Annotated in this window: 20 protein-coding genes and 1 pseudogene; 1 reads left to right on the forward strand and 20 read right to left on the reverse strand. The window is 60.9% G+C overall.

The features are described from left to right. Positions 1 to 117 precede the first annotated feature (117 nt). The 3 genes and pseudogenes from GE073_RS18330 to GE073_RS18335 form a co-directional block, all read right to left on the reverse strand. Entirely contained in the window at positions 118 to 1,260 is a 1,143-nt protein-coding gene (locus GE073_RS18330; RefSeq protein WP_267238419.1) for a helix-turn-helix transcriptional regulator, read from the reverse strand. Positions 1,261 to 1,281: 21 nt separating this feature from the next. After that, positions 1,282 to 1,569: pseudogene (locus tag GE073_RS26065) on the reverse strand (response regulator); the annotation flags it as partial. Beyond that, complete coding sequence (locus GE073_RS18335; RefSeq protein WP_153784033.1) at positions 1,541 to 3,304, reverse strand: cache domain-containing sensor histidine kinase; 1,764 nt, start codon at positions 3,302 to 3,304, stop codon at positions 1,541 to 1,543. The gene GE073_RS18335 and the pseudogene GE073_RS26065, both read right to left, overlap by 29 nt. 184 nt (positions 3,305 to 3,488) lie before the next feature. On the opposite strand from GE073_RS18335, the gene GE073_RS18340 reads away from it, so the two are divergent. After that, a complete protein-coding gene (locus tag GE073_RS18340; protein ID WP_153784034.1) occupies positions 3,489 to 3,665 on the forward strand; it encodes a hypothetical protein in 177 nt (58 codons plus the stop codon). Positions 3,666 to 3,719: 54 nt separating this feature from the next. Here the strand turns inward: GE073_RS18340 and GE073_RS18345 are convergent, their stop codons facing one another. The 17 genes from GE073_RS18345 to GE073_RS18420 all read right to left on the reverse strand — a co-directional run bounded on the left by GE073_RS18345 (position 3,720) and on the right by GE073_RS18420 (position 22,802). Continuing rightward, positions 3,720 to 4,763 (reverse strand): hypothetical protein, encoded by a 1,044-nt coding sequence (locus GE073_RS18345; protein ID WP_153784035.1) that lies wholly within the window; start codon positions 4,761 to 4,763, stop codon positions 3,720 to 3,722. 14 nt (positions 4,764 to 4,777) lie between these two features. Continuing rightward, positions 4,778 to 5,386, reverse strand: a complete 609-nt coding sequence (locus tag GE073_RS18350) for a hypothetical protein (protein ID WP_028599104.1) — start codon at positions 5,384 to 5,386, stop codon at positions 4,778 to 4,780. After that, entirely contained in the window at positions 5,383 to 6,003 is a 621-nt protein-coding gene (locus GE073_RS18355) for a hypothetical protein (RefSeq protein ID WP_052333290.1), read from the reverse strand. Before GE073_RS18355 ends, GE073_RS18350 begins: the two co-directional genes overlap by 4 nt. 18 nt (positions 6,004 to 6,021) lie before the next feature. Continuing rightward, positions 6,022 to 7,032 carry a hypothetical protein gene (locus GE073_RS18360; RefSeq protein WP_153784036.1) on the reverse strand — a complete coding sequence of 337 codons (1,011 nt, stop codon included), beginning with the start codon at positions 7,030 to 7,032 and terminating at the stop codon, positions 6,022 to 6,024. Beyond that, positions 7,025 to 7,894 (reverse strand): cell division protein FtsX, encoded by an 870-nt coding sequence (locus GE073_RS18365; protein WP_153784037.1) that lies wholly within the window; start codon positions 7,892 to 7,894, stop codon positions 7,025 to 7,027. Before GE073_RS18365 ends, GE073_RS18360 begins: the two co-directional genes overlap by 8 nt. After that, entirely contained in the window at positions 7,869 to 8,552 is a 684-nt protein-coding gene (locus tag GE073_RS18370; RefSeq protein ID WP_228551629.1) for a cell division ATP-binding protein FtsE, read from the reverse strand. Before GE073_RS18370 ends, GE073_RS18365 begins: the two co-directional genes overlap by 26 nt. After that, positions 8,549 to 9,373, reverse strand: a complete 825-nt coding sequence (locus GE073_RS18375) for an ABC transporter ATP-binding protein (protein ID WP_153784038.1) — start codon at positions 9,371 to 9,373, stop codon at positions 8,549 to 8,551. Before GE073_RS18375 ends, GE073_RS18370 begins: the two co-directional genes overlap by 4 nt. Before the next feature lie 22 nt (positions 9,374 to 9,395). After that, the gene (locus GE073_RS18380) at positions 9,396 to 11,180 is read right to left on the reverse strand and encodes a dipeptide/oligopeptide/nickel ABC transporter permease/ATP-binding protein (protein WP_228551631.1); all 1,785 of its coding nucleotides are present in this window, start codon (positions 11,178 to 11,180) and stop codon (positions 9,396 to 9,398) included. Then, complete coding sequence (locus GE073_RS18385) at positions 11,180 to 12,160, reverse strand: ABC transporter permease (protein WP_153784039.1); 981 nt, start codon at positions 12,158 to 12,160, stop codon at positions 11,180 to 11,182. Before GE073_RS18385 ends, GE073_RS18380 begins: the two co-directional genes overlap by 1 nt. Further along, a complete protein-coding gene (locus GE073_RS18390) occupies positions 12,157 to 13,815 on the reverse strand; it encodes an ABC transporter substrate-binding protein (RefSeq protein WP_153784040.1) in 1,659 nt (552 codons plus the stop codon). Before GE073_RS18390 ends, GE073_RS18385 begins: the two co-directional genes overlap by 4 nt. Before the next feature lie 183 nt (positions 13,816 to 13,998). Beyond that, a complete protein-coding gene (locus tag GE073_RS18395) occupies positions 13,999 to 14,925 on the reverse strand; it encodes a LysR family transcriptional regulator (RefSeq protein WP_084137328.1) in 927 nt (308 codons plus the stop codon). 169 nt (positions 14,926 to 15,094) lie between these two features. Further along, on the reverse strand, positions 15,095 to 15,283 hold the full coding sequence (locus GE073_RS18400; protein ID WP_028599110.1) for a YjfB family protein: 189 nt from the start codon (positions 15,281 to 15,283) through the stop codon (positions 15,095 to 15,097). A 100-nt stretch (positions 15,284 to 15,383) separates the two neighbouring features. Beyond that, positions 15,384 to 15,659 (reverse strand): hypothetical protein, encoded by a 276-nt coding sequence (locus GE073_RS18405; RefSeq protein ID WP_101807972.1) that lies wholly within the window; start codon positions 15,657 to 15,659, stop codon positions 15,384 to 15,386. Between the two features lie 721 nt (positions 15,660 to 16,380). Then, the gene (locus GE073_RS25830) at positions 16,381 to 16,506 is read right to left on the reverse strand and encodes a hypothetical protein (RefSeq protein WP_267238420.1); all 126 of its coding nucleotides are present in this window, start codon (positions 16,504 to 16,506) and stop codon (positions 16,381 to 16,383) included. A gap of 129 nt (positions 16,507 to 16,635) precedes the next feature. Continuing rightward, a complete protein-coding gene (locus tag GE073_RS18410) occupies positions 16,636 to 21,306 on the reverse strand; it encodes an S-layer homology domain-containing protein (RefSeq protein WP_153784041.1) in 4,671 nt (1,556 codons plus the stop codon). 401 nt (positions 21,307 to 21,707) lie between these two features. Next, the gene (locus GE073_RS18415; protein ID WP_153784042.1) at positions 21,708 to 22,052 is read right to left on the reverse strand and encodes a YlbF family regulator; all 345 of its coding nucleotides are present in this window, start codon (positions 22,050 to 22,052) and stop codon (positions 21,708 to 21,710) included. Between the two features lie 63 nt (positions 22,053 to 22,115). Then, positions 22,116 to 22,802: a S1C family serine protease gene (locus tag GE073_RS18420; RefSeq protein WP_153784043.1), complete on the reverse strand. Its 687-nt coding sequence runs from the start codon at positions 22,800 to 22,802 to the stop codon at positions 22,116 to 22,118. Positions 22,803 to 22,852: the final 50 nt, after the last annotated feature.

The following is a 22,852-nucleotide window of genomic DNA, read 5'->3' on the forward strand; positions in this document are numbered from 1 at the left end:
CGCGTTCACCCCTATTTTTGTATTGGTTCGTACACCCACATCCTAACGGAAATCGCTTTCATGACATATGGCTCCGTTTTTTTATTTTTGTGTTCGTTTACGATGAAGGGGGTGAAGCTACAGCTTGCGGAACTTGCTCGGGGTTACGCCTACATGCTTCTTGAACAGCTTGTTGAAATGAAAGTAATCCTTGTAGCCGACCCTCTGGACGATCTCCTGCACGGAAAGGCTGCCGTCGGCAAGCAGCTCTTTGGCGAGAGCGATTCTTCGGTAGGCGATGTACTCCGAAAACGTCTTGCCAGTCTCCCTCTTCAGGAGATAGCTGAGATATCCGAGGCTGACGTTGAATTGCTTGGCGATGGCGCCAAGCATCAAATCTTCTGTGAAGCGGGCATCGATATAAGCCATGACGCTTTTGACTTGCTCGTGCACGATCGGGATATCCGGCGCCGCTTCCCGATCCATGAACGCCCGCAGCCGCTCGAACAGCTCTTCTGCCGATCGGCCTGATTTTCCTAATTGCGAATAAGATAGAAATTCGACGGGGTGCGGCCCACCGTCACTCCCGTAATATTTTTGAACGAGAGAGACGATCTGATTGCAGAGGCCGGCTACCTGATCGACGAACGGCTTCTGATTCAGGCAGGCTTCCGACAGCTCGCGAAGGCATCGAGTCACGCTGTCCGGCTTCTGCTCCCGAATGCCCAGCTCAAGCTGCAGCAGCAAGCCCGCCGCTCCCGCGATCGGCGCGTTCTCCCGGTAATGCGCGAGACGAAGCTGCGGATAGAAGACCGATGTGTACAGAGCCACATCCGCTTCGCGGTACAGACGCGATAACGAAGCGTCGGCGAGCCCGGCGCAGCTGATTCCGATGTGCGCGGCGGCGCTCAGCCGTTCATCAACAAAATTCGCCAACGCGTTCGGATCGCTGTCGTCGCTATTCAGCAGAATCGTCTGCTTGTGCATCCCCGTGCGAATGGCGAAGCCGCTTATCCCCTTCGCCTCCACGAGCTCCCCTGCGGCGCCGAATTCGTCGTCTGCGGGATAGAGCGCATTGACGATTCGATAGTGCGGATACAGCGCCTTCGCCTTGCCGGCATAAAACGCCCCGATCTCCTCTTCCGAATCGGAGTCCAGCAAGTCGAACAGATCGCCGAATATCGCATCGGCCTCGAGCGAATCCCGGCGTTTCCGATCCAGACGGCCTCTGAGCCGGATCATCGCATCAAGAAGCATGTCCTTGTCGATCTGCTTGAGCAAATAATCAAAGGCTCCGAGCCGAAGCGCTCGCTGTGCGTATTCAAATTCGGAGTAGCCGCTGACGAAAATGACCTCCGCGTCCGACCGCTGTCTCCTGATCTCCTCCAGCAGCTCGAGACCGTCGAGGCCCGGCATTCGAATGTCCGAGATGACGACATCCGGACGCCGCTCGCGGATCCACTGCGCCGCAGAGATGCCGTCAAGCGCCTCGCCGATGATCTCGAAGCCTTCACGCTCCCAATCGATCAACCGGGAAATTCCATAAGCTACCCAAGGCTCGTCATCTACGATCAATACTCGGTACAGCATCCAATCCCTCCGTCCATGTCGCTGGCTTCAACGGGAACAATATGCGCACGATGGTGCCCTTATCCAATCGGCTGTCGATCGTCAGGCTCGCTTCGTCTCCGTAGAACAGCTTGATCCGCCGATAAATATTCAGGACTCCGATTCCCTTGGACTCGCCGCCGAACGTCCCCGGCTCATCCCCGTTGTTCAATCTGCGCCATAGCTCGCCCAGCCTCTCTTCGCTCATGCCCCGGCCGTCGTCTTCAATGCTCGCCAGAACCCCGCCGTCCGGCGCGCGGCGGATGTCGATGACCACTTGTCCGCGGCCCAGCTTGCGTTCCAAGCCATGAAAGACGGCATTCTCCACGAGAGGCTGCAGCAGCATCTTCAGCATCGTCTCGCCCAGCAGCTCCGGCTCGCAATCGACCCGGATGCCGAAGCGGCCCCGGAAGCGGAAGCCGATAATTCGGGCGTACTCGTTCACATGCGAGATTTCGTCCGCGATCGTGACAAAATTGCTGCCCTTGACGGCGTAGCGGAACATGCGGGAAAGCGACTCCGACAGATCGGCGATGTCCTTCACCTCATAATACAAGGCCATCGCCCGGATGCTCTCCAGCGTATTGTAAAGAAAATGCGGATTGATCTGGTTGCGGAAAGCGGAAATTTCCATCTGCTTTTTGGCCAGCTCCATCTCGTACATCCGGATCTGCGATTCCCGCACCTCGGAGCTGAGCGTGCCGATATCGTCCAGCATCTTGTTCAGCTTCGCTCCCAGCACCCCGATCTCATTCCGAGGTCCGACCGCGTAACGGCTGTCCTCTCCGTTTTTCGGATAAGACTTGATGAACTTCATCAGCGAGCGGATCGGGTTGATGATGCGGGTGACGAAAATGAGCAGGAACAGGCCGAGCAGTCCGAACATCGTGAGATAGGTGGCGACGTTGATGCGCTGGACGGCATCCAGCTCCGACAGCAGCTCCCTCTTCGGTATGGCGCTGATCAGCTTCCAGCCCGATTCAGGCAAGGTAAGCGACTGGACGATATACGCGGGATCTTCGCTCCATCGGTCCACAAGCGCGGAATCGCCGGGCGGAATGCCTACGCTTGCAATCGTCCGGTTGCCGCGATCGAGCAGCATCACGACGGAGCGGACCGTCACCTTGGCGCTCTGGAGAATCGGGGTAAAGTTGTGCGTATCCATGACATAGGTGCCGGTGCCCTTGTATTCTGTCGCGATATGGCTTTGGTCCAGTCCGTATATCGGCGCTGTGATCTTGTAAAACCGTTCGGCGGGCCGATTTTTAAGCGTCAGCACGCCCGAATAGGTCATCCTCCGCACCGGCGAAGCCGTCGTGTCTTCACCTTGTCCGAGCCGAGCCAGCAGCGCGCCGGATGGATCGAACAGCTGGATGCCCCGAATGTTCGCCTTCATAGAGCTTGTATTGGCGAACATCGACAGCAGCTCGCCGTTCATCAGCACCCGGGACAGCGCATCGTCCGCGTTGATATAATTTTGCACCGTCGGGCTGTAGAACAGAAACGTCGAGATGCCCTGCATATCCGCGTCGAAGCTGCTCAGCTTCTCTTGAACCTGGAGCAGGATCTTGTCGACGGAGTCCGTCACTTTCCGCTCGATAATCTGCTTGGCGACCCGATCCGTGATGACGAACGCCGCCAGCAGCGTCGCCAGCATCACGGCGATCAGCACGAGTATTTGTCTCATCAGGCTGGGCTGCGTAAGGCGGTTGAGCATGCGGAACCACTCCTTTTGGAGAAAGCGTTTGCATCAATTGTTGGAACGCTGCAAAATGGAGAGATGACGCCTCTTGTTGTTCCCTTGATTATAGCGAATCGGGCCGACGCTGTCTTTTCGCGCGCAAGAGGGAAAACGACAGCGCCATTGACCTGCTGCTCGCTTAAAGTAGAAGGAGGACGGGATGCTGGCCGTCAAGATGACGCTTTCCTGCGTCATCAAGAAGCACGAGTCGGCTCGCGAGGCGAGGCTGGACCCGGCGCAGGACGCGATGCGCTCCTCCGTGCATCGCCCGGGGGCGGAGCGCCAAGCCGCGATGAGGCCGCCCCTCGGCTCGGGAGCGCGGCTGACGCGCACTTGAACGCAAAGAAGCGGACCGCCAGCAAAAACTGGAGTCCGCTTCTTTCGGTTCAAGTCATTCCGCCGGCTTGGCGTCTCTTCTTCTCCGCCGCCGCGCTGCAGCTGCGGCGAGCAGGAACAGCAGCGCGGCGGCGGAGACGGCTCCGACGACAACCGCCGACAGCCTGCCTTCCGGCTGCGCCTGCGCCGACGCGGCCTCGCCGGCCGCGGCATGCCCCGCATGGCCGGCAACCGCATCCGCGCCCGCGTTCGCGTTCGCATCGGCCCCTGCATCCGCATGCGTCCCGGCGGCTCCGCCCGCATCCGCGTTCGCTTCCGCCCCTGCGTCCGCATCCGCCCCGGCCTCAGCCGCGCTGAAATCCAGCACATGCAGCGCGAGCTTCCGCGAATCCGCCGCATCGGGCTTCGTCCAGGAGCGGACAAGGACCTGCCCCTCCCATTGAGCGGGATCGGAGGAAGCCCCCATCACTCTCGGATGCTCGTAGAGCCGGTAGGACTGATCACCGATCTGAACGTCATACCCATCCCGCTCCTCTTCGACGACGACCCGCTCGACGATCCCGGCAGGGCCGCTCTCGTAGCCCGCCTGCTCCGGCAGCGTCCCTACGGAGAGAGGCTCCTGCAGCCTCTCGGACACGAACGCGGCGAACTGCTCTCTCGTCAGCTCGTCGTCCGGCCGGATTTTCCCGGACGGCTCCAGCGTCAGCTCGCCGCCGAAAAACGCCCGGTTCACATCCCCATAGTCCGCATTCCCATCGAGCGATCCGATCAAGCCGGCCGACAGCGCGGACCGAGCCGCCTGCTCCGCCGTCGCGCCCGCCTCGGCCTGTCGATGGAACTCCGCCGCCCAGTAGGCGAGCTCCGAGCGCTTCAGCTTGTCCAGCGGCCTGAATGTCGTCTCATCATGGGAATAGGCGATGATGCCCATCCCCGTCAGCAGCACGATCTCCTCCTGAGCGGGGGACAAGGAGATGTCCGCATACGCGTTCGCGCTGGTCACGACATGGGCGGCCGCCCGGAACGGATCGAGGGCCGCGGATGCCAGCAGCAGCATCGCCGCCAGCACGATTGTTCTTCCTCCCTTGCCCATCCGGAGCATCGCGAGCACGCTCCTTACAGCTCGCCTTCGGCGAGCCACGGAAGGAAGCCGTCGAGGAAGCGCTCCGTCGCCGGCATGAAGTACGAGCCGTAATGGAATTCCGGGTCCAGGCTGGTGACGACCCATGTCCCCGCCGTGCTGCTCTTGTCGACGTAGAGGATCGCCCCGCCGTCCTCCGTCTCGACGAGCGGCACGACGTCTCCTTGCGGCCAGAACACGCCGTGGTAATGCCAGGTCGCATCCTGCAGCGTGATGTAGTTGTACAGGTCATGCCCGGGATTGCGCTGCTCGATTCCGCTCTTGGCGTTTTTGTCGAGCCACCACCAGAAGTTCGTCGGCCGGTCCTCCCAGTTCTGATTCGGCACGATCTGCTCGGCGTCGTTCGGCCAGAATACGACCACCGTTCCTCCTTGAGCCGCAAAGCTGTCCAGCAGCGGCTTCAGCTTCATCAGCAGGCCCGTGTGCAGCCTCGACGGAAGCAGCACGACATCGAAGCCCGCCAGCGACTCCGGCCCCATGTCGGGGACATAGACGATATCGGCGATGTATTTGCGGTATTTCGGCTCGTTCCAGGCGCGGTTCTGATAGGACAATCCGGAATATAAAGCGGCGATTTTTCTCATCGGGACGGCACTCCTTCTTGCAGCTGCTTGTATTCTTGCTCGATCCACGCCTCGACCCGCTCGCCGATCAGGCTCGTCGAGTCTCCGTCGCGATAGCCGAGCAGGTTGTAGCCGGAGCTGACCATGAGCGTTCCCTTCGTGCTGCTGCGGTCGATATACAGCGTCGGCTCGCCGTCCGGCAGCGTGAGCAGCACCTCGGCGCCTTCCGGGACCGGATGATGGCCGCGCGCGAAAAAGCCGGCCACTCCCTTTTTGTACGTCAGCTCGCTCGGGTCGACGCCCTCGAAGATCGGATGCTCCTTGGCGACGGTAATATGATAGTCCAGGTGGCTGTGGATCGTGCGCGGGATGAAGTCCGAGCCTCCCGGAAGCCAAGGACGGAACAATTGGCCGCCGAACAGGACGACCTTGCCTTGATCCAGAAAGTTCTCGATGACCGCTTTATGCTTGAGCAGAAACTCCTGATCGCTCGACCCGTTGATGACGAGGCAGGCGTAGGCGTCGAGCGAGGCATGCGGCAGCTCGTACATGTCGATGTAGCTGTAGCCGGTACTGCCCAGCACTTCTCCCATGACGCCTACCTTGATGTCCAATACGGCGATTTCGTGTTTTTCCACTTCCGTCTCTCCCTTGCGCTAATCGTTTTTTGCGACGACGACGATTCTTCCTTCCGCCTGCTGCAGATAGGCTTGCTCGCCTGCTCCGGGCAGGCGCCTCAGCTCCGCATAGGGCAGCTCGAAGCCCTTCAGCTCCTCCAGCGCTTTGTCCGGGACGGCGAAGCCGTTGTAGAAGCCGGCCTCCAGCATGAGCTGCGCGTCGCCGCGTTCATTTTGCAGCAGCTGTCCGATCAGGATGACGTTCGCTCCTTCCTGCTCGTAGACGGCATAGAGATGATCCGCGCGAAAATAGTAGGACAGCCCGCTGCGTTCGTTCAGCCAGCCCGCCGCCAGCTCCAGCGAGCCGTCCAGCGGAGACTCGGCCAGCCATTCGCGCCACGACTCCGCCACCGTTCCCGCATCCGCCAGCAAGGCGGCCTTCAGCGGCTCCTCGACTTCGCTCACCCAGTCGATATCCAAATAGTTCGCGATTTCTTCCAGGCCGAGCTCGCCGACGCTGTCCAGAAACGGCTGCCGCAGCGCGAGATTGCTCTCGATCATCGCGAGCAGCTCCTGGCGGCTCTGCAGCGACTGGCGCGTCAGCCCGACCTGCAGATAGCTCCGGTACAGCTCGTCCAGCCGATCGAGCTCGAGCTCGATCTGCCGCTGCAGCAGCCAGCGGCTGCCCAGGAGGTCCGTGACCGATCCCGCGCCGCGAAGCAGCTCCAGCGACAGGTCCAGCCCCCGATCCTGATAAAAAAGCAGCTTGGGCACGGCGGCATCGCGGTTTTCCAAAAACGTCTTCCGCCTCGCGTCCAGCTCGGGCTCGAGCTTCGCGATTTCCCTTCTCGCCGTCTCCAGATCCTCGCGCAGCTTGTCCGTCGTGGACTCGTCGTAGACGACGGCCAGATACTCGGCGAACGCTCCCGTAAGATGGGCGTAGGCCGCCGTTCCGACGAGCAGGCTCGCCAGCACGGCGAGCACCGGCAGCAGTCCGGCCCTGCGGCGCCTTCCGGCTTGGTGAGGCTGCGGCGCGCTGCCGCTACGCATCGCGGATCCTCTTGCGCACGGCGGCATAGGAGGCGGCCGCGGCGAGGATCGGACCCGCCAGCGCCACCAGCAACGCAAGGACGACGATCGCCGGGCCGTCCAGGGAGAGGATCTCGCCGTACGCCTCCGTCAGCCGCCGCTTGACGGCCAGCCCGAGCGCGCTCAGAACGAGCGCGGCTCCGGCCCCGCCTGCCAGGCCGACGACCGCTCCCTCCAGCAGGAACTGCCCCCTGACATGGCCGGCGCGAGCTCCGAGCAGCAGCTTGAGCCGGATTTCCTTGCTGCGCTGATAGAGAGCGAGCCGGATCGCCAGGAACACGATCATGAACGCGAGAGCGAGCAGGAACGCCAACACCGCGAGGCCCGCCGACTGCAGCAGTCCCGACCAGTAGACGAGCTGCTGCGCGAGCTCCTGCGGGTAGACGACCTGCTGGATGCCGTCCATCCGCGACAGCTCCTGCGCCGCGACCTCCATGTCCTCGGCCTCCTTCAGGACGAGCACGACCGCGTCCGGCAAGGCTCCGTCGCGGAACGCCTCCAGCAGATAAGGCTTGCCGGCGAAAAAGGACTGCAGCTGCTCCAGCAGCTGCTCTCCCGTCTGCAGCGAGGCCGAAGCGACAAACGGCTGCTCCGCCAAAATGTCCGCCACCCGCGCGGAATCGATGCCTTCCTCCACATAGACCTTGATCTCGAGCTGGGCATGCAAGTAGTGCGATACCCCGGCCAGTCCGGCGCGCGCCATCAGCAGCAAGCCCATGACGAGCAAGGCCGCGAGGATGAGCGCCGCGGAGGCCGCCGAAGCTCCGGCGTTCCGCCTGACGCCTTTCCAGGCTTCTTTAACGTAATAATTCGCGATATTCATGCTTTCGGACCTTTCCCTCGTCGATCTCCCATGCCGTCGCCGGGAACGCGTCGAGCAGCTCCCGGGAGTGGGTCACGACGAGCATCGCCATCCCCGTCTCCCGCTGCAGCTCCCTCAGCAGTCCCAATACGCCGCTCGCCGTCTGCGCGTCGAGATTGCCGGTCGGCTCGTCGGCGAGCAGCAGCTCCGGCTTGCCGATCAGCGCCCGCACGATGGCGACGCGCTGCTGCTCTCCGCCCGACAATTGCGCCGGATAATCCCGCTCCCGGCCGTCCAGTCCGACCCGCTTCAGCAGCGTCGAAATCTCCTGGCGAAGCGGCCCGGCAGCCATCCCGCGAACTTCCCCGGCCATCGCGATGTTCTCGAAGACCGTCTTGTCCTCCAGCAGCTCGTAGGACTGGAAGACGACGCCGATCCGCCTGCGCAGCTCATGCCTCGGATAATCCCGCAGCGGCCTCCCCGCCACCTCGAGGCTTCCCTCGAATTCGCCCAGCTCCCGATAAAGCAAGCTCAAAAGCGTGCTTTTGCCCGAGCCGGAGCGGCCGATCAAATAAGCGAATTCTCCGCGCTCCAGCCGCAAGGCGACGTCCTCGAGAACGGTGCGGCCGCCATAGCGCACGCGCAGCCCTTCGGCCGCGATCATCGCTGCCGCCGTCATGGGTGAAACTCCCGCAGCGCCTGGACGAGCCGGAGCGTGAACGGATGCGCCGGCTGCTCGATGACCTGCGCCGGCGTGCCGCTCTCGACGATCTCCCCGTCGCTGAGCACGAGCAGCCGGTCGCAGAACCGGTAGGCCAGCGCCAGGTCATGCGTGATAAGCATCGTCGCGGTGCCGCTGTCGCGGCGAAGCCGATCCATCAGCGCCAGCAGCTCGAGCCGGAGCGACGAGTCGAGCATCGAGGTCGGCTCGTCGGCGATGACGAGCCGCGGCGGATCGACGAAAGCGCGAGCGAGCCCGACGCGCTGCCGCTCTCCTCCGGACAGTTCATGCGGATAACGGGCCATATACCGCTCGGGAGGAAGCGAGACATTCGCAAGCGCCGTGCGCACCGCCTGCTCCAGCCCTGCCCGGTTCCCGCGATATTTCTTGCGGATCCGCAGCGGCTCCGCGACCAGGTCGGCGATGCGCATGCGGGGAGACAGCGACTCGTACGGATCCTGGAAGATCATCTCGATCCCGCTGGCCGCCTGGCGCCTCTTGGCGCCGCGCAGCCGGCCGATGGACTGGCCGGAATAAAGGATCTCTCCCCCGTCCGGCCGCTCCAAGCCGGCGACGAGCCGGCCGATCGTGCTTTTGCCCGCGCCGCTCAAGCCGACGATGCCGACGGTCTCGGTCGGCTGCACCTGGAAGTCTACGCCTCGCAGAACCTCCTTGCCCGCCGAGCTGAAGGCGGACGCCTCGTACTGCTTGCGCAAGCCCCTGACCGCGAGCAGCGGCTCTGTCGGAGGGCTTTCCGCCCGATTCGTTGAATGGCTCATCCGTTCCTCTCCTTTGCTGGCGCTACCGTCCGGCAGCGGCATGCAGCGGCTCCGGCGATGGCGTCGGTTGCGCCGGTCGCGGCCGCTCCAGCGGCTGCTCCAGCCGGCCGATGGATGGAATCGCGTCCATCAGCCTTCTCGTATAGGGATGCGTCGAGTGGCGCGACAGCTGCTCGGGCTCGCCTTCGTCGACGACCGCCCCGCGCTCGAGGATGACGATGCGGTCGGCGATGCGCTTGACGACAGGCAGATCATGCGAGATGAAGATCATCGAGATGCCGAGCTGCTGCTGCAGCCGCTGCAGCAGCGCGACGATCTCCGCCTGCACCAGCACGTCCAGCCCCGTCGTCGGCTCGTCGGCGATGATGAACGCCGGCTCGTTCACAAGCGCCATCGCGATGACGACGCGCTGCTTCATGCCTCCGCTCAGCTCATGCGGATACGCCTGCAGACAGCGCGATTCGATGCCGACCTGCTCGAGCAGCTCCCCGATCCGCGCGTCCATCTCCGCTCGGCTCAGCTTGCGGTGGCATGTAATCGCCTCCGTCAGCTGCTTGCGCACCGTCCAGACCGGATTCAGCGCGTTCATCGCCGCCTGCGGAACAAGCGCCATCCGATGTCCTCTTATCGCCCTCAGCTCGCGATCCGACAGCTCCGTCAGCTCCTCGCCGGCGAAGCGGATCGAGCCGGCGCTCTCGGCCGGATGCTTGAGCATCTGCATGATCGCCGCGGCGAGCGTCGTCTTGCCGCTGCCGGACTCGCCGACGATGCCGACGATCTCTCCGGGCTTGACGACAAGCTCGATTCCGCGGAGCGCGGCGACGCTTTCCTGCGCGTCCGGCTTCGGATACTCGACCGTCAAGCCGTCGATGCGGAGCGTCTCGCCCGCCTTCGCGGCGGACGCCGCCGTCCGGCTCGGCCGGCTGCGGAACCAGCCTCGGGCGCCCCGCTCCGCCGGCGCCGCATAGCTTTTGAGCCGAGGGCTGGCCTTCTCCTCCAGCCAGTAGCCGATGAAGGAGCAGCCGAGCACCGTCCAGACGATGCACAGCCCGGGCGGCACGACCCACCAGATCCAGGCGTCGGTGAGGAACGCGCTGCGGGCGTTCGCATAGAAGAGGATGCTCCCCCAGCTCTTCGCCAGCGGATCTCCGAGTCCGAGAAAGCTGAGCGACGACTCCATCAGGATGGAAGCCGTCACCGCCTGGATGAATTGCGGAATCAGCAGCGGCAGCGTCATCGGCAGGATGTGCTTGCGGAGGATATAGCCGTCCCCGGCTCCCATCGCTCGGGCCGATTGGACCGGACCGCGCGTGCGGATCGAGAGAATCTGCGAGCGCAGCTCGCGGGCGACCTTCGCCCACATCAGGATCGCGATGACCAGAATCTGCGTGGACATGCTCGGCCCGAGAAAGACGCCGAGCAGAATCATGAGCGGCAGGAACGGCAGCGTCAGGCTGACGTCGACCGCCCTCATCAGGAGCGTATCGGTCCAGCCGCCCCGATAGCCGGCCAGCACGCCGACGAGCACGCCGATCGTCATGGACGCGGCAGCGCCTGCGAGGCCGATCGTCAGCGACACGCGGGCGCCGGCCGCCAGCTCCGCGAGGATGTCCTGGCCGATATCGTTCGTGCCGAGCAGATGCCCGTCGCCGGGAGCCGCGAGCGGAGCGCCGGTGCGCTCCATCGGATCATGCGGAATGAGCAGCGGGCCGAGCAGCGCGAACAGAATCATCGCGCCGAGCAGGAAGAGGCCGATCCGCCCCATCATGCCGGCTCTGCCCGTGCCGCCGAGCGTTCCGAGCTTCATCACGTTCCCTCCCTAGGCCGTCTGCTGCGCACCCGCGGATCGACAAGCGGATAGGTCAGGTCAGCCAAAATGTTGCCCGCGATGACCGCGAGCGTGATGAGCAGGAAGACGCCCTGCATCATCGGGAAGTCGCGGGCGAGCACGCTCTCGTACAGCAGGCTCCCGATGCCGGGATACGAGAAGACCGTCTCGACGACGACCGCTCCGCCGACAAGCATGCTGAGGCTCATCGTCATATGCGTATACACCGGCAGCAGCGCGTTGCGGAGCGCGTGCCAGATCCGCCGGCGCTTCCCCGCCCCTTTCGCCTCGGCCATCATCATGTAGTCCTGCCCCAAGGAATCGAGCATCGCCGAACGCGTCAGCAGGAAATAGGAGCCGAGCGAGACGAGCGTGATCGTCGCCACCGGCAGCACCATCCGCTGCAGCACGGCGGCCGCGTACGACCAGCCGCCGGCGCTGAACAGCGGAGCCGCCCCGTAGGTCGGGAACCAGCCGAGCTGGACGCCGAAGACCGCGATCAGAATCATGCCCAGCCAAAAGCCGGGCATCGACTCCATCGTCAGGATGCCGCCGAGCAGCCATAGATCGCGCTTTCGGCCGCGGTTCCAGGCGGCGTAAGCTCCGAGCGCGACCGCGATCAGCGCGCTGAGGACCAAGGACGGCAGGACGATCCGCAGCGTCCACGGCAGGCGATCCGCCAGCACGTCGACGACAGGCTCGCCGAGCTTCGTCGAGTGGCCGAGGTCCAGCGTCAGCGCTCCTTTCAAAAAGCTCCCGTACTGCTCCAGCAGGGTGCCGTCCAGACCGGCCTCCTGCATCGCCTTGGCCCGCGCCTCCGGCGTCATCTCCTGCGCGAGCGCCTCGCCGATCGCGAAGCTCAGCGGGTCGCCCGGGGCAAGCTTCGGTAAGGCGAAGTTCAGCGTCAGCGCGACGAGGATGACGAGCGCGTATTGCAGAAGCTTGCCGGCGATCCTCACGCTTCGTTCGTCGCGTACTTCTTGCCGATCTCGCCCAGGAACGAATATTTGTGGATCATGCCGTAGCCCGGCGTCTCCACCCAATCGGCGAATTTATCCGGGTCGTACGCCCAGTTCTGCTCCGGATAATAGACGGCGAGGCTCGTCGGCTGCTTGTTGAACAGCTCCTGCATCTGGAAGGAGATCTGCTTGCGCCCTTCGATCGTCGTCTCCTGCTTCCATTGTCCGATCAGCGCGTCCATCGCCGGATATGGAACGCCTTTTTTCCAGAGGTAGCCGGCATAATGCGACATGACGAACTGGTCCGGGTCGCCGACGCCATGAGGCCCGATCATGCCGATCATCATGTCGAACGTCCGCTCCGAGCTGATCGCGGTCAGCGCGGACGGATCCATCACCTCGACGGCGACGTCGATGCCGGCCGCCGCGAACTGCTCCTTCAGCAGCTCGGACGTGCGGATGTACGTCGGCTCTGCCGAGGATACCGCGAGCTTGATCTTCAGAGGCTGACCGGAGGCGTCCTCGCGGAAGCCGTCGCCGTCCGCATCCTTGTAGCCGATTCCGTCGAGAACGGCGCGCGCCTGCTCGGCGTCGAACGGCGTGCTCAGATCCGGGTTGGTCCACGGGGAATCCGGATGCGGGTATCCGGTCAAGCCGGCGCGGGCATGGCCCAGCAGGACCGTATCGGTAATCGTCTGGCGGTCGATCGCGAGCGACAAGGCGTTGCGGAACGATTCGTTGGCGAACGGCTCCTTGTCGTAGTTCAGCTTGATCTCGACGATGGCCAGCTCCGCCGTCCGCTTGACCTTCAGCTTGCCTCCGTCCTCGATATTGCCGAGCAGCTCCGCCGGCACGCTTTTGGCCGCGACGTCGATCTCGCCGGCGCGAAGCGCGTTGAACATCGCCGTCTGGTCCTTGATGACCGGCATCGTAATCTTGCTTACCGTCGGCTGGCCGAGGAAGTACGCTTCGTTCGCTTCGAACTTGTAATACTGGTCCGGAACATATTCGACGAGCTTATATGGGCCTGTACCGACTGCCAGCTCGGTGAATTTGCGCGGATTGTCCACCTTCTCCCAGACATGCTTGGCCAAGATCGGCAGATCGGCGAACGTGACGCTTTTCAGCGACGGACAAGCGTATTCGCAGGTGAACTTGAGCGTCGAATCGTCGACCTTGTCGATCGTGCTGATTTTCGGCACCTCGCTCACATGGTGGGAGAACCGGTTCTGCGGGCCGTCGCGGTAGTATTCGAACGTGAACTTGACGTCGTCGGCCGTGAACGGGGTTCCGTCATGCCAGGTCACGCCGTCGCGGACCTTGAGCGTCCAGGTGAAGTCGTCGAGCTGCTCGGCGGATTCCGCCAGCAGCGGCTGCGGCTCGTCGACGAAGGGAGACGGGCCGTACAGCTTGTCGAACACGAGATCAAGCAAATAGTCGTCGCTGGTCGTGTATAGGTTGAGCGGACCCGAGTCGCTGGCCACGCCGATCTTGAGCTCCTTCACGCTTGCTGCCGTTGCGGCTTCGCCTGCGGACGGCGCCGCGGCGCCGTTCGTCGCGTTCTCGCTGCCGCCGTTGCTCGAGCATCCTGCGACGAGCAGGACCAGCGCTGCCGCGAAGCCGATCCATCGTTTATTTCCCCTTGTCCATTGCATGAACTTGACCTCCACCTTTATCTAGGATGAGAACTGGCTTAAGTATAATAATAGTGATAATGATTATCAATATCATCAAAAGGCGAAGCGTTCCATTTTTCCTTGACTGCAGGGCAATGGAACGCTCCTATTCTTTTTTTGATGCTTCGATTCTGTTTTTTTATGGCCGGCGGCCGGGATGGATCAGGAAAACGCGCTCCGCCCTGCAGGAGCCCCTTCGTCGAAATGCGGACGCAGCCGTTCGAAGAAGGCTTGCTCCTCGGCCGTGAACCGGGCGCCCTTGCGGACGAGCACGCCGTTCTGCCTGAGATAGCCGAAGAAGGGGAGCCGCTTCGCGGTCAGCTCCTCGGCCTCCAGCTCCTTGCGGATCGCTCGATACGGGAGGAAAGCGGCGCCAAGCCCGCTCTTGACCGCCTGCTTGATGACCTCGAAGTTGCTCATCTGCAAATACTGCACCCGCAGCCCGTGCCGATCCATCTCCTTCTGCAAGGAGCGGATCAAAAACGGGCTCCGCGGCAGGAGCACGGTCGCGCCTTGAAGATCTCTCGCATAAATGGTCTTGCGATTCATCAGGACATGCTCGGGAGGCAGCACCAGCATGAATTCGTCCTCGAACAGCGCATGCACGGCGAAGTCCGAGCGGATGAAGTCGTCGTCCGGGTAATAGGGCATGATCGCCCAGTCCGTCTTGCGGTCGACCAAGGCCTGTTTCAGAGCCTCGTAGCAGTACGCGTTGATTTCGAGCCGGTATGGGGGATCGGAGGCGTGGAGCGTCGGGAGGATCTCGTCGAAATAATAATTGGCGAAGTATTGGCTGACGTAGACGGAAACGATCGAGCTCTCCGTCTTCATGGAGCTCTCGATGGCGCTCCCGGCCTGCAGCATCGTCTGCTCGATCTGCTTGGCGTAATCGAGGAAAATCTCGCCCTGCCTCGTCAGCTGCGCAGTCCTGCCCGTACGAATGAACAGCGGAGCCCCGAACTGCTCTTCCAGCTTCTGAATATGATGGCTGATCGTCGGCTGCGAGCAAAACAGCTTTTTGGCCGCTTCCGTGAACGAGCCGCATTCCGCCAAGACTAGGAAGGTTTCCAATCGTTCCATCATTTTCATTTGTACGGGTCACCTCGGATGTAGATCGCATACCTATTGATAAAGATTATCATTTTCAATTACAGCGGTCAAGATTTCAGCCGCTCGCTGCAGGCTGGAAATAGCTTGCAAAAAGAGCCCCGCCGCCAGCCGTTCCGGCCGGGGCGAGGCTCTTTTTGGATGATGCGGCCTACACCTTGATGTCCAAGGAGCCGCCGAGCGTCGGATGCGGCGCCTGGCGGATCATCTCCGCCAGCTGCTGCCCCTGCTGCTCGAACATGTCCTTGGAGATGTTCATGACGCCGGTGCCGACCGCAAGCGCCAGCGCATGCTGGGTCATCGCGGCCGAAGCGGCCAATCCTTGCGAGACGCTGCTCATGGGCCGTCAGCCTCCTTTCGTCCTCCTCAAGGGCGGACTATGGAACATATCGGCTCGAGAGCCCGTTTTCGACACCTCGGCAAGCTCGTCCCGCGCCGGATCAGCCGCCCCGCCGGGCCGAGCGCCGGCGGGCGGCGGCCTGCTCGCGGCTGTACGCCTGCTGCCGGCGGATCGCCGCGATCCGCCGCCGCTCCCGCTCGCGGTCGCTCGCCAGCGCCCGCAGGTTGGCCGCGATGACGAGCATCGCGAGCGCCGACCACATGATGCCGAACACGGTCGCAGCCGTCCAGGCGCCGCTCAGCTCGAGCCGCGGCAGCGCATAGACCAGCATGCCGAGCGCGGCGAGCAGATAGATGCCGTGCTTCCACTTTCTCATCGCCCTGTTCCTCCCCTTGGCTTGTCTCTTCCACTGTATGCGGGCGGATGGAAGAACATGCTCTTGCTTGAAGAGGGGCAGGGATCAGGGACTATTTGCTGCTATTCCGCCTTCAAATTCAGCTCGAACGCCTCGTTCCGATCGCACACGAGCCGGCCACTTGCTCTCCACCGGCTTCATGATATAGTCCAGAGCATAGGGCTCAAATGCGCGAATCGCATACTGGTTGCAAATCGTACTAAATAAGATTTCAATACCCGGAACGACCGCTTGAAGCTGCCTGGCGAGCTTCAGCCCAACGACCTCGGTCGAATTCGATTACGCAGCTACGATCTCGCCGAACTCGCTTTCTAAGGCCATTCGCAGCCCAACTAATGCCAATGGTTCATCTTTTACCAATAGAACTCTCGCCAAGAGTTCTTTTGAAAATGTTTGACCGGGATATGCTGTAGGATGTCATACAGAAACAGAAATTCCGGCGCTTTCACATCTACTCGCTTGCCCGTTTGGTGGTCTTCATACCAAGTAATGCACGGTGTGGCAGTCATACTTTACGATTCGGTATTCCGCAATCGCTGGCCTTGCGAGATATCTTCCGATCTACTTGGCTGCTCCGCGTTCACATAAAACTTTCTCATCCTTCGGGAACCACTTCAGCATCCGGGATGTACGCTACACTCTTCCACTGCTTGGCGCTGTCTAGCGTCCCTTAGGAGACTGTCTATTCATTGTGGATATCCCGATCGCCTTTCGTACCGTTGTTTGTTTGGATGTCTTCTTTTATCTCTTGTGGGAAACGGTCAGCATGCAATTGCCAGAAACCATGCGTTTCTGGCTTGTTGCTCATCCCAATCCCTCCCGTTTATTCATCGTCAAGTTATCCGCATTTCTACATCGCGTTTAATTTCCTAAACAACAAAAAATCCCGCCCAAATAGAGTTACTCCACCCAGGCGGGATTTGACGGCGTAGCAAACTTAGATCAACTCTGATTTTTGAAGCAAGCGCTGTACGATCATCGCAACCTCTGCCCTAGTCATGAACGCCTTCGGTGCAAGAAGTGCATCGCTTCTGCCCGACACGATGCCTGATTGGATACAATCGGCTATGCTGCTCCGCGCCCATTCGGATGCGACTGCTGCATCTGTATATGGACGAAGCAATAATTCCGGCGCCTGTTCGGGAAGCTTGTCCTTCAATCCCGTGAGCTTCATCGCTTTGGCAATCATCACCATCGCCTCTTCCCGCTTTATGCGGTCGTTCGGGTGTACGGTGCCGTCCCCAATCCCATTGATCAGTTGATACGAATAGGCTGTATTCAGCACGCCGCTATACCAGTCCGACGAAGCGACATCCGAGAATGGCGAACCGCTATTCTGCAGTTCGAGTCCCAGTGCGCGCACGATTATAGCTGCGAATTCGGCACGGGTAATCTCGCGATCGGGATTAAACATGCCGCTTCCCGTACCTTCGATAATCAACCTCGATCCCATATCATTCACAGCAAGTTCAGCCCAATGGTTCGCCATGTCGTCAAATTCAACCGGGTTCCAGACAACCGAATACGTGCTGTTCGTCAGGCTGCTGATCTTGGCATAATAGCTGCCGTCCAACTTAACGATTCTGGTAGGCACGTGGCGTATGGCTCCCTTCCGGTCGAAGGCAACTCCAGTCATGATATTGTTTGGATCGACTCCGTCAGGAATGGCAATGGTACGTTCCACATAGGCATTGAATTTCGATACCGGAATCATCGTGTCGCCGTATACGGCTCGAATCTCAAAGTCAACTGGCGCCGCAACGAGTTTGAAAGCACCTTTGGCCGCCGCATTCTCCACGACTTTAACTGTATCGGCCAGCGACTCGGCGACTTCAATCTGCATCTTGATATCCTGCAAGGCTATCGAACTGCCTATTTGATTGGATAAGTTATTCAAGTTGAGCTGCTGTGCCGGCAACGTATACGTTGCCCGATCCGTCTTGATTACGAGAATCGCATGCTTCTCTTGCATGAGTTTAAGTGTCTGACCACTCAGTTCGACTAAGGCCACTTCAGAATGTTTGTCGAACAGAGTCGTTACTATCGCATTTTGCCCGTCTGTTGCGAGCAAGTCAGCCATTTTCGGATAGTCAAGGGACAGGGCAGTTACCGTTTGTCCATTCCTGTCGGTTGCTGTTAATGTTCCCACATTCACCGCTTCGCCGTTGATCAGAACGAATCCCTCTGAATCGTCAGCCTCCGTCGCGGGATATGAGGCCCCTGAAGAGATAGGGGTGCTAGGTGCGGAGGCATCCGTCGTCACACTTGCCGTGTTCGATGTGCCTGCATGGCTTCCGCCCGTGACGACCAAACGGAAATCATACGCCGTCGCTGCGCTTAAGCCCGTTACCGTTGCGTTTGTTGCATTGGCCGCAATTGCGCCGGTCGTGGCTGTCGTCCATGCGTTCGCCCCTGCCGCAGACTGCTCAATGACAACATTCGTCGCTCCAATTGCTCCTGTCCACCCGAACGTTGCCGTCGTGCTCGTATGCCCCGTGCTCGCAAAGTCGCTGATCGGAGAGGCATCTGTCGTCACATCCGTCGTCACACTTGCCGTGTTCGATGTGCCTGCATGGCTTCCGCCCGTGACGACCAAACGGAAATCATACGCCGTCGCTGCGCTTAAGCCCGTTACCGTTGCGTTTGTTGCATTGGCCGCAATTGCGCCAGTCGTCGCTGTCGTCCATGCGTTCGCCCCTGCCGCAGACTGCTCAATGACAACATTCGTCGCTCCGGCCGCTCCCGTCCACCCGAACGTCGCCGTCGTGCTCGTATGCCCCGTGCTCGCGAAGTCGCTGATCGGGGAGGCATCTGTCGTCACATCTGTCGTCACACTTGCCGTGTTCGATGTGCCTGCATGGCTTCCGCCCGTGACGACCAAACGGAAATCATACGCCGTCGCTGCGCTTAAGCCCGTTACCGTTGCGTTTGTTGCATTGGCCGCAATTGCGCCGGTCGTCGCTGTCGTCCATGCGTTCGCCCCTGCCGCAGACTGCTCAATGACAACATTCGTCGCTCCGATCGCTTCCGTCCACCCGAACGTCGCCGTCGTGCTTGTCTTCCCCGTACTTGCAAAGTCGCTGATCGGAGAGGCATCCGTCGTCACACTTGCCGTGTTCGATGTGCCTGCATGGCTTCCGCCCGTGACGACCAAACGGAAATCATACGCCGTCGCTGCGCTTAAACCTGTTACCGTTGCGTTTGTCGCATCGGCTGCAATTGCGCCAGTCGTCGCTGTCGTCCATGCGTCCGCCCCTGCCGCAGACTGCTCAATGACAACATTCGTCGCTCCGATCGCTCCCGTCCACCCGAACGTCGCCGTCGTGCTCGTATGCCCCGTGCTCGCGAAGTCGCTGATCGGGGAGGCATCTGTCGTCACATCTGTCGTCACACTTGCCGTGTTCGATGTGCCTGCATGGCTTCCGCCCGTGACGACCAAACGGAAATCATACGCCGTCGCTGCGCTTAAGCCCGTTACCGTTGCGTTTGTTGCATTGGCCGCAATTGCGCCGGTCGTCGCTGTCGTCCATGCGTTCGCCCCTGCCGCAGACTGCTCAATGACAACATTCGTCGCTCCAATTGCTCCTGTCCACCCGAACGTTGCCGTCGTGCTCGTATGCCCCGTGCTCGCGAAGTCGCTGATCGGAGAGGCCGCCGAAGCCGCCTCGAGCTTCTGAATTCGATGGTTGTTTGAATCGGCTACATAGACATTGCCGGCCCTGTCGACCGTCACTCCGTTTGGCGTGTCGAACTCGCCCAAGCCTTTTCCTGCTCCGCCGCCTGCTTTCCCCCATTCGCTCCACGTATTTGTGGAGATGTCCAGCTTCTGAATCCGATGGTTGCCTCTATCAGCCACATAGATATTCCCATTGCTGTCTACAGCTACTCCGAACGGGCCATTAAACTCGCCTAGACCGCTTCCTGCTCCGCCGCCAGCTTTCCCCCACTCGCTCCACGTATTCGTGGAGATGTCCAGCTTCTGAATCCGATTATTGTAGACATCCGCCACATACACATTCCCGCCGTCATCTACTGCTACTCCGACTGGACCATCGAACTCGCCCAAGCCGCTTCCCGGTCCGCCGCCAGCCTTGCCCCACTCGCTCCATGTATTCGTAGAAACGGTCAGCTTCTGGATTCGATCATTCTCCATATCGGCTACATACACATTCCCGCTGCCGTCCACAGTTACGCCAATAGGCACACTGAATTCGCCCAATCCGCTTCCTGCTTGGCCATTCCCTGCACCCCAGTCGCTCCATGTATTCGTAGCAACGGTCAGCTTCTGGACCCGATTATTGCCATAATCCGTCGCATACACGTTCCCATTGTGGTCTACCGCTACACCTGCTGCTGCATAGAATTCGCCCAATCCTGATCCTGTGGCGCCTCCTCCCGCCCCCCACTCGCTCCAAGTGTGGGTAGACAGGGTCAGCTTCTGAATGCGACTATTCAGGAGATCCGCCACATACATATTCCCGCTGTCGTCTACCGCCACTCCTACAGGGGAATTAAACCCGCCCAGGCGGGAGCTCGACGCAATGGTGGTTACCCTCCACTGGCTCCATGTGCTGTCGTCAGCCGAGAGCTTTTGAATACGATTGTTATTAAGGTCGGCCACATACATATTCCCGCTGCTATCGACGGCTACCGAGGACGGCATATTGAACTCGCCCAAGCCGTCTCCTGTTCCTCCGCCGTCCTTCTCCCACTTGCTCCAAGTACCGTCTTCTACCGACAGCTTCTGGATCCGATTGTTCATATAATCGGCAACGAGCATATTCCCGTCACTGTCTACCGCTATTCCGCCTGGACTATTAAACTCGCCCAAGCCGCTTCCTTCGCCGCCGCCCGTTTTGCCCCATTTGCTCCACGTACCGTCGGCTGCCGACAGCTTCTGAACGCGATGGTTACGCGTATCAGCAACATATACATTCCCGCTGCTGTCCGCCGCTACACCAGAGGGACCGCTGAACTCGCCCAGCCCGTTTCCATCTCTGGAATTTCCCGCTCCCCACTCGCTCCAGGTATTCGTGGATATCGTCAGCTTCTGCAATCGATTATTGCCATAATCCGCTACATAAACATTCCCGGCGGCGTCTACAGCAACCGCGCCGGGAATGGAGAATTCGCCCAATCCGTTTCCCGCTTGGCCGTTCCCCTTCCCCCACTCGCTCCAGGTATTCGTGGATACGGTCAGCTTTTGAACGCGGTTATTGAGGGAATCGGCCACATACACATTCCCGGCGCTGTCCACCGCCAATCCGGTCGGTCCCGAGAACTGTCCCAGCCCGCTTCCGGATAGACTATTCCCCGCTCCCCACTCGCTCCATGTATTGGTGGATACGGTCAGCTTCTGAATCCGATGGTTGCCATAATCCGCAACGTACACATTGCCGCTGGTATCCACAGCCACCCCGGCAGGGAAATAAAATCCTCCCGGATCCGCACTGCTGGTCGGCGACTGCCAACCATATTGAACCCACGAATCCGCAGAAACCGCGGCATGAGCCGGAGCGATAAACAGACTCGAATTCACGATAAGCAACGCTACAATCAAGAAGTTTAGCTTCCTTATCCACTTGCTGGATTTGTTAAGATTATGCATTGTCCTTGTCCCCCTGAAGTCATTCCTACAGCTAAGTCCATTGCAGATTCATTTCTAACAGCTTCTATCGGCATACACACTTGAATTGTTTACCCGACTCGGTTTAAGCTTCCATTCCCAAAAAGGAGTCGTATTTTCCCGATAATCGCTTATAAACCAATCAATTCCGCCCTAAGAACAAGAGCGCATGTTCTAATCAATACAAAAAGAAAAACGGCATCGCTGCCGTTGCAATTGAAGAAGATGGTATTGAGTTGTTGCACTCGCATGTGGTCATTCTCTTTACTCCGTTTCGACTTTTACAAGGTCTTGAACTCGAGTCTCCTCCCGGAATGAAAAAAGCGGCCCGCTCCCCCCGGGCAGGGAGATGGGCCGCCAAGCTTCCGGTTCCGGTCATTGGACTACTCGGAAGAGAGAAGCAGGGACTGCAAGGAATTGCCGATGATGCGGTTGACGTCCTCGACGACGACAGAGAGGCGCTTTTCCGCCTCGAAATACTTCTGCACGAGCGGATTGAGGCTCAGCACCTCGTACAGGCGGCTCATGCCCTCCAGCTCGTCGGCCGACGGCTCCTCGCCGCTCATCATGCGCTGCTGGAGATCAACCTGCTTCTTTTGAAAATCGAACAGCATCCGGCGGGCGTCGGGATCGGCGTCGGCGGCCGCGCGCGCGGCGCGCATCGTCTTCGCCTCGTGGCTGTCTTCCAGAGCTTTGGCCAATTCGTAAGCTTTGTCGTATACGTTCATGGCTTCATCTCCTTCGATATGGCTGAGCCCATCATACCACCCGTCCGCCCCGCCAAGCAAAAATCAGTCCGCCGTCCGCAAGCCGTCCGGCAGCAAAGCGTTCAGATCGGCCATGCCGACCGCCAGATGGATGCCGGCCATCGTGCGCAGCGAGCCGGAAATGATCCCGGCCAGCCGCCCTTGCTCGTCGAGCAGCGGACCGCCCGACATGCCGCTCGCGATGGCGGCGTCGATCAGCACGCGGCTGCGGCCGCTCACGACCGCGTCCGGGCTGCTGACGATGCCCTGCGTCACGATCGGCGTCTGCTTGAGCGGATAGCCGATCGCATAGACGGCGTCGCCATGCTCCAGCTTCTCCGCGCGCCGGGCGACGAACGGATAGCCGCCTCCGCTTTTCGGAGCGGGCAGCTCCAGCACGGCCGCATCGGTCCGCTCGTCGTAGCGGACGACCTTCACCGGTGAGACGGTCTTTCCGTCCGCGAGCACCGCCTCCAGCTTCGCCGCGCCCTTCACGACATGATAGGCGGTCGCGGCATCGCCCCTCGCGGAGAGCAGCACCCCGGTGCCCGTCGCGCCGACGGTGCCGTCGGCTCCGAGCGCCCTCAGGTAAAACACGGCGCTCGAGGCGAGCCGGTAGCTGTCATCGGCCGCCAGCGGCGCCTGCCGCTCCGCCTGCGTCGTGCCTGCCGCATACGGCCCTGCCGCCAGCACGGCGGCTAGAGCCAGGACGGCGATCCATCCTTTTTTCATCGCTTAACTTCCTTTCCTGGATCGGAAATCATGCCTGGCCGGACGGCCGG

The organism is Paenibacillus sp. B01 (assembly GCF_009649995.1).
Classification (GTDB): Bacteria; Bacillota; Bacilli; order Paenibacillales; family Paenibacillaceae; genus Paenibacillus_O; species Paenibacillus_O pasadenensis.

Bases quoted from the DNA above. Each gene is read 5' to 3' on its own strand.
- GE073_RS18420 (WP_153784043.1), bottom strand. From the start codon at position 22,802: ATGAAAAAAGGATGGATCGCCGTCCTGGCTCTAGCCGCCGTGCTGGCG.
- GE073_RS18340 (WP_153784034.1), top strand. From the start codon at position 3,489: ATGCTGGCCGTCAAGATGACGCTTTCCTGCGTCATCAAGAAGCACGAG.
- GE073_RS18335 (WP_153784033.1), bottom strand. From the start codon at position 3,304: ATGCTCAACCGCCTTACGCAGCCCAGCCTGATGAGACAAATACTCGTG.
- GE073_RS18380 (WP_228551631.1), bottom strand. From the start codon at position 11,180: ATGAAGCTCGGAACGCTCGGCGGCACGGGCAGAGCCGGCATGATGGGG.
- GE073_RS25830 (WP_267238420.1), bottom strand. From the start codon at position 16,506: ATGAGCAACAAGCCAGAAACGCATGGTTTCTGGCAATTGCATGCTGAC.
- GE073_RS18375 (WP_153784038.1), bottom strand. From the start codon at position 9,373: ATGAGCCATTCAACGAATCGGGCGGAAAGCCCTCCGACAGAGCCGCTG.
- GE073_RS18360 (WP_153784036.1), bottom strand. From the start codon at position 7,032: ATGCGTAGCGGCAGCGCGCCGCAGCCTCACCAAGCCGGAAGGCGCCGC.
- GE073_RS18405 (WP_101807972.1), bottom strand. From the start codon at position 15,659: ATGAGAAAGTGGAAGCACGGCATCTATCTGCTCGCCGCGCTCGGCATG.
- GE073_RS18415 (WP_153784042.1), bottom strand. From the start codon at position 22,052: ATGAACGTATACGACAAAGCTTACGAATTGGCCAAAGCTCTGGAAGAC.
- GE073_RS18395 (WP_084137328.1), bottom strand. From the start codon at position 14,925: ATGAAAATGATGGAACGATTGGAAACCTTCCTAGTCTTGGCGGAATGC.
- GE073_RS18390 (WP_153784040.1), bottom strand. From the start codon at position 13,815: ATGCAATGGACAAGGGGAAATAAACGATGGATCGGCTTCGCGGCAGCG.
- GE073_RS18350 (WP_028599104.1), bottom strand. From the start codon at position 5,386: ATGAGAAAAATCGCCGCTTTATATTCCGGATTGTCCTATCAGAACCGC.
- GE073_RS18410 (WP_153784041.1), bottom strand. From the start codon at position 21,306: ATGCATAATCTTAACAAATCCAGCAAGTGGATAAGGAAGCTAAACTTC.
- GE073_RS18400 (WP_028599110.1), bottom strand. From the start codon at position 15,283: ATGAGCAGCGTCTCGCAAGGATTGGCCGCTTCGGCCGCGATGACCCAG.
- GE073_RS18370 (WP_228551629.1), bottom strand. From the start codon at position 8,552: ATGACGGCGGCAGCGATGATCGCGGCCGAAGGGCTGCGCGTGCGCTAT.
- GE073_RS18345 (WP_153784035.1), bottom strand. From the start codon at position 4,763: ATGCTCCGGATGGGCAAGGGAGGAAGAACAATCGTGCTGGCGGCGATG.
- GE073_RS18365 (WP_153784037.1), bottom strand. From the start codon at position 7,894: ATGAATATCGCGAATTATTACGTTAAAGAAGCCTGGAAAGGCGTCAGG.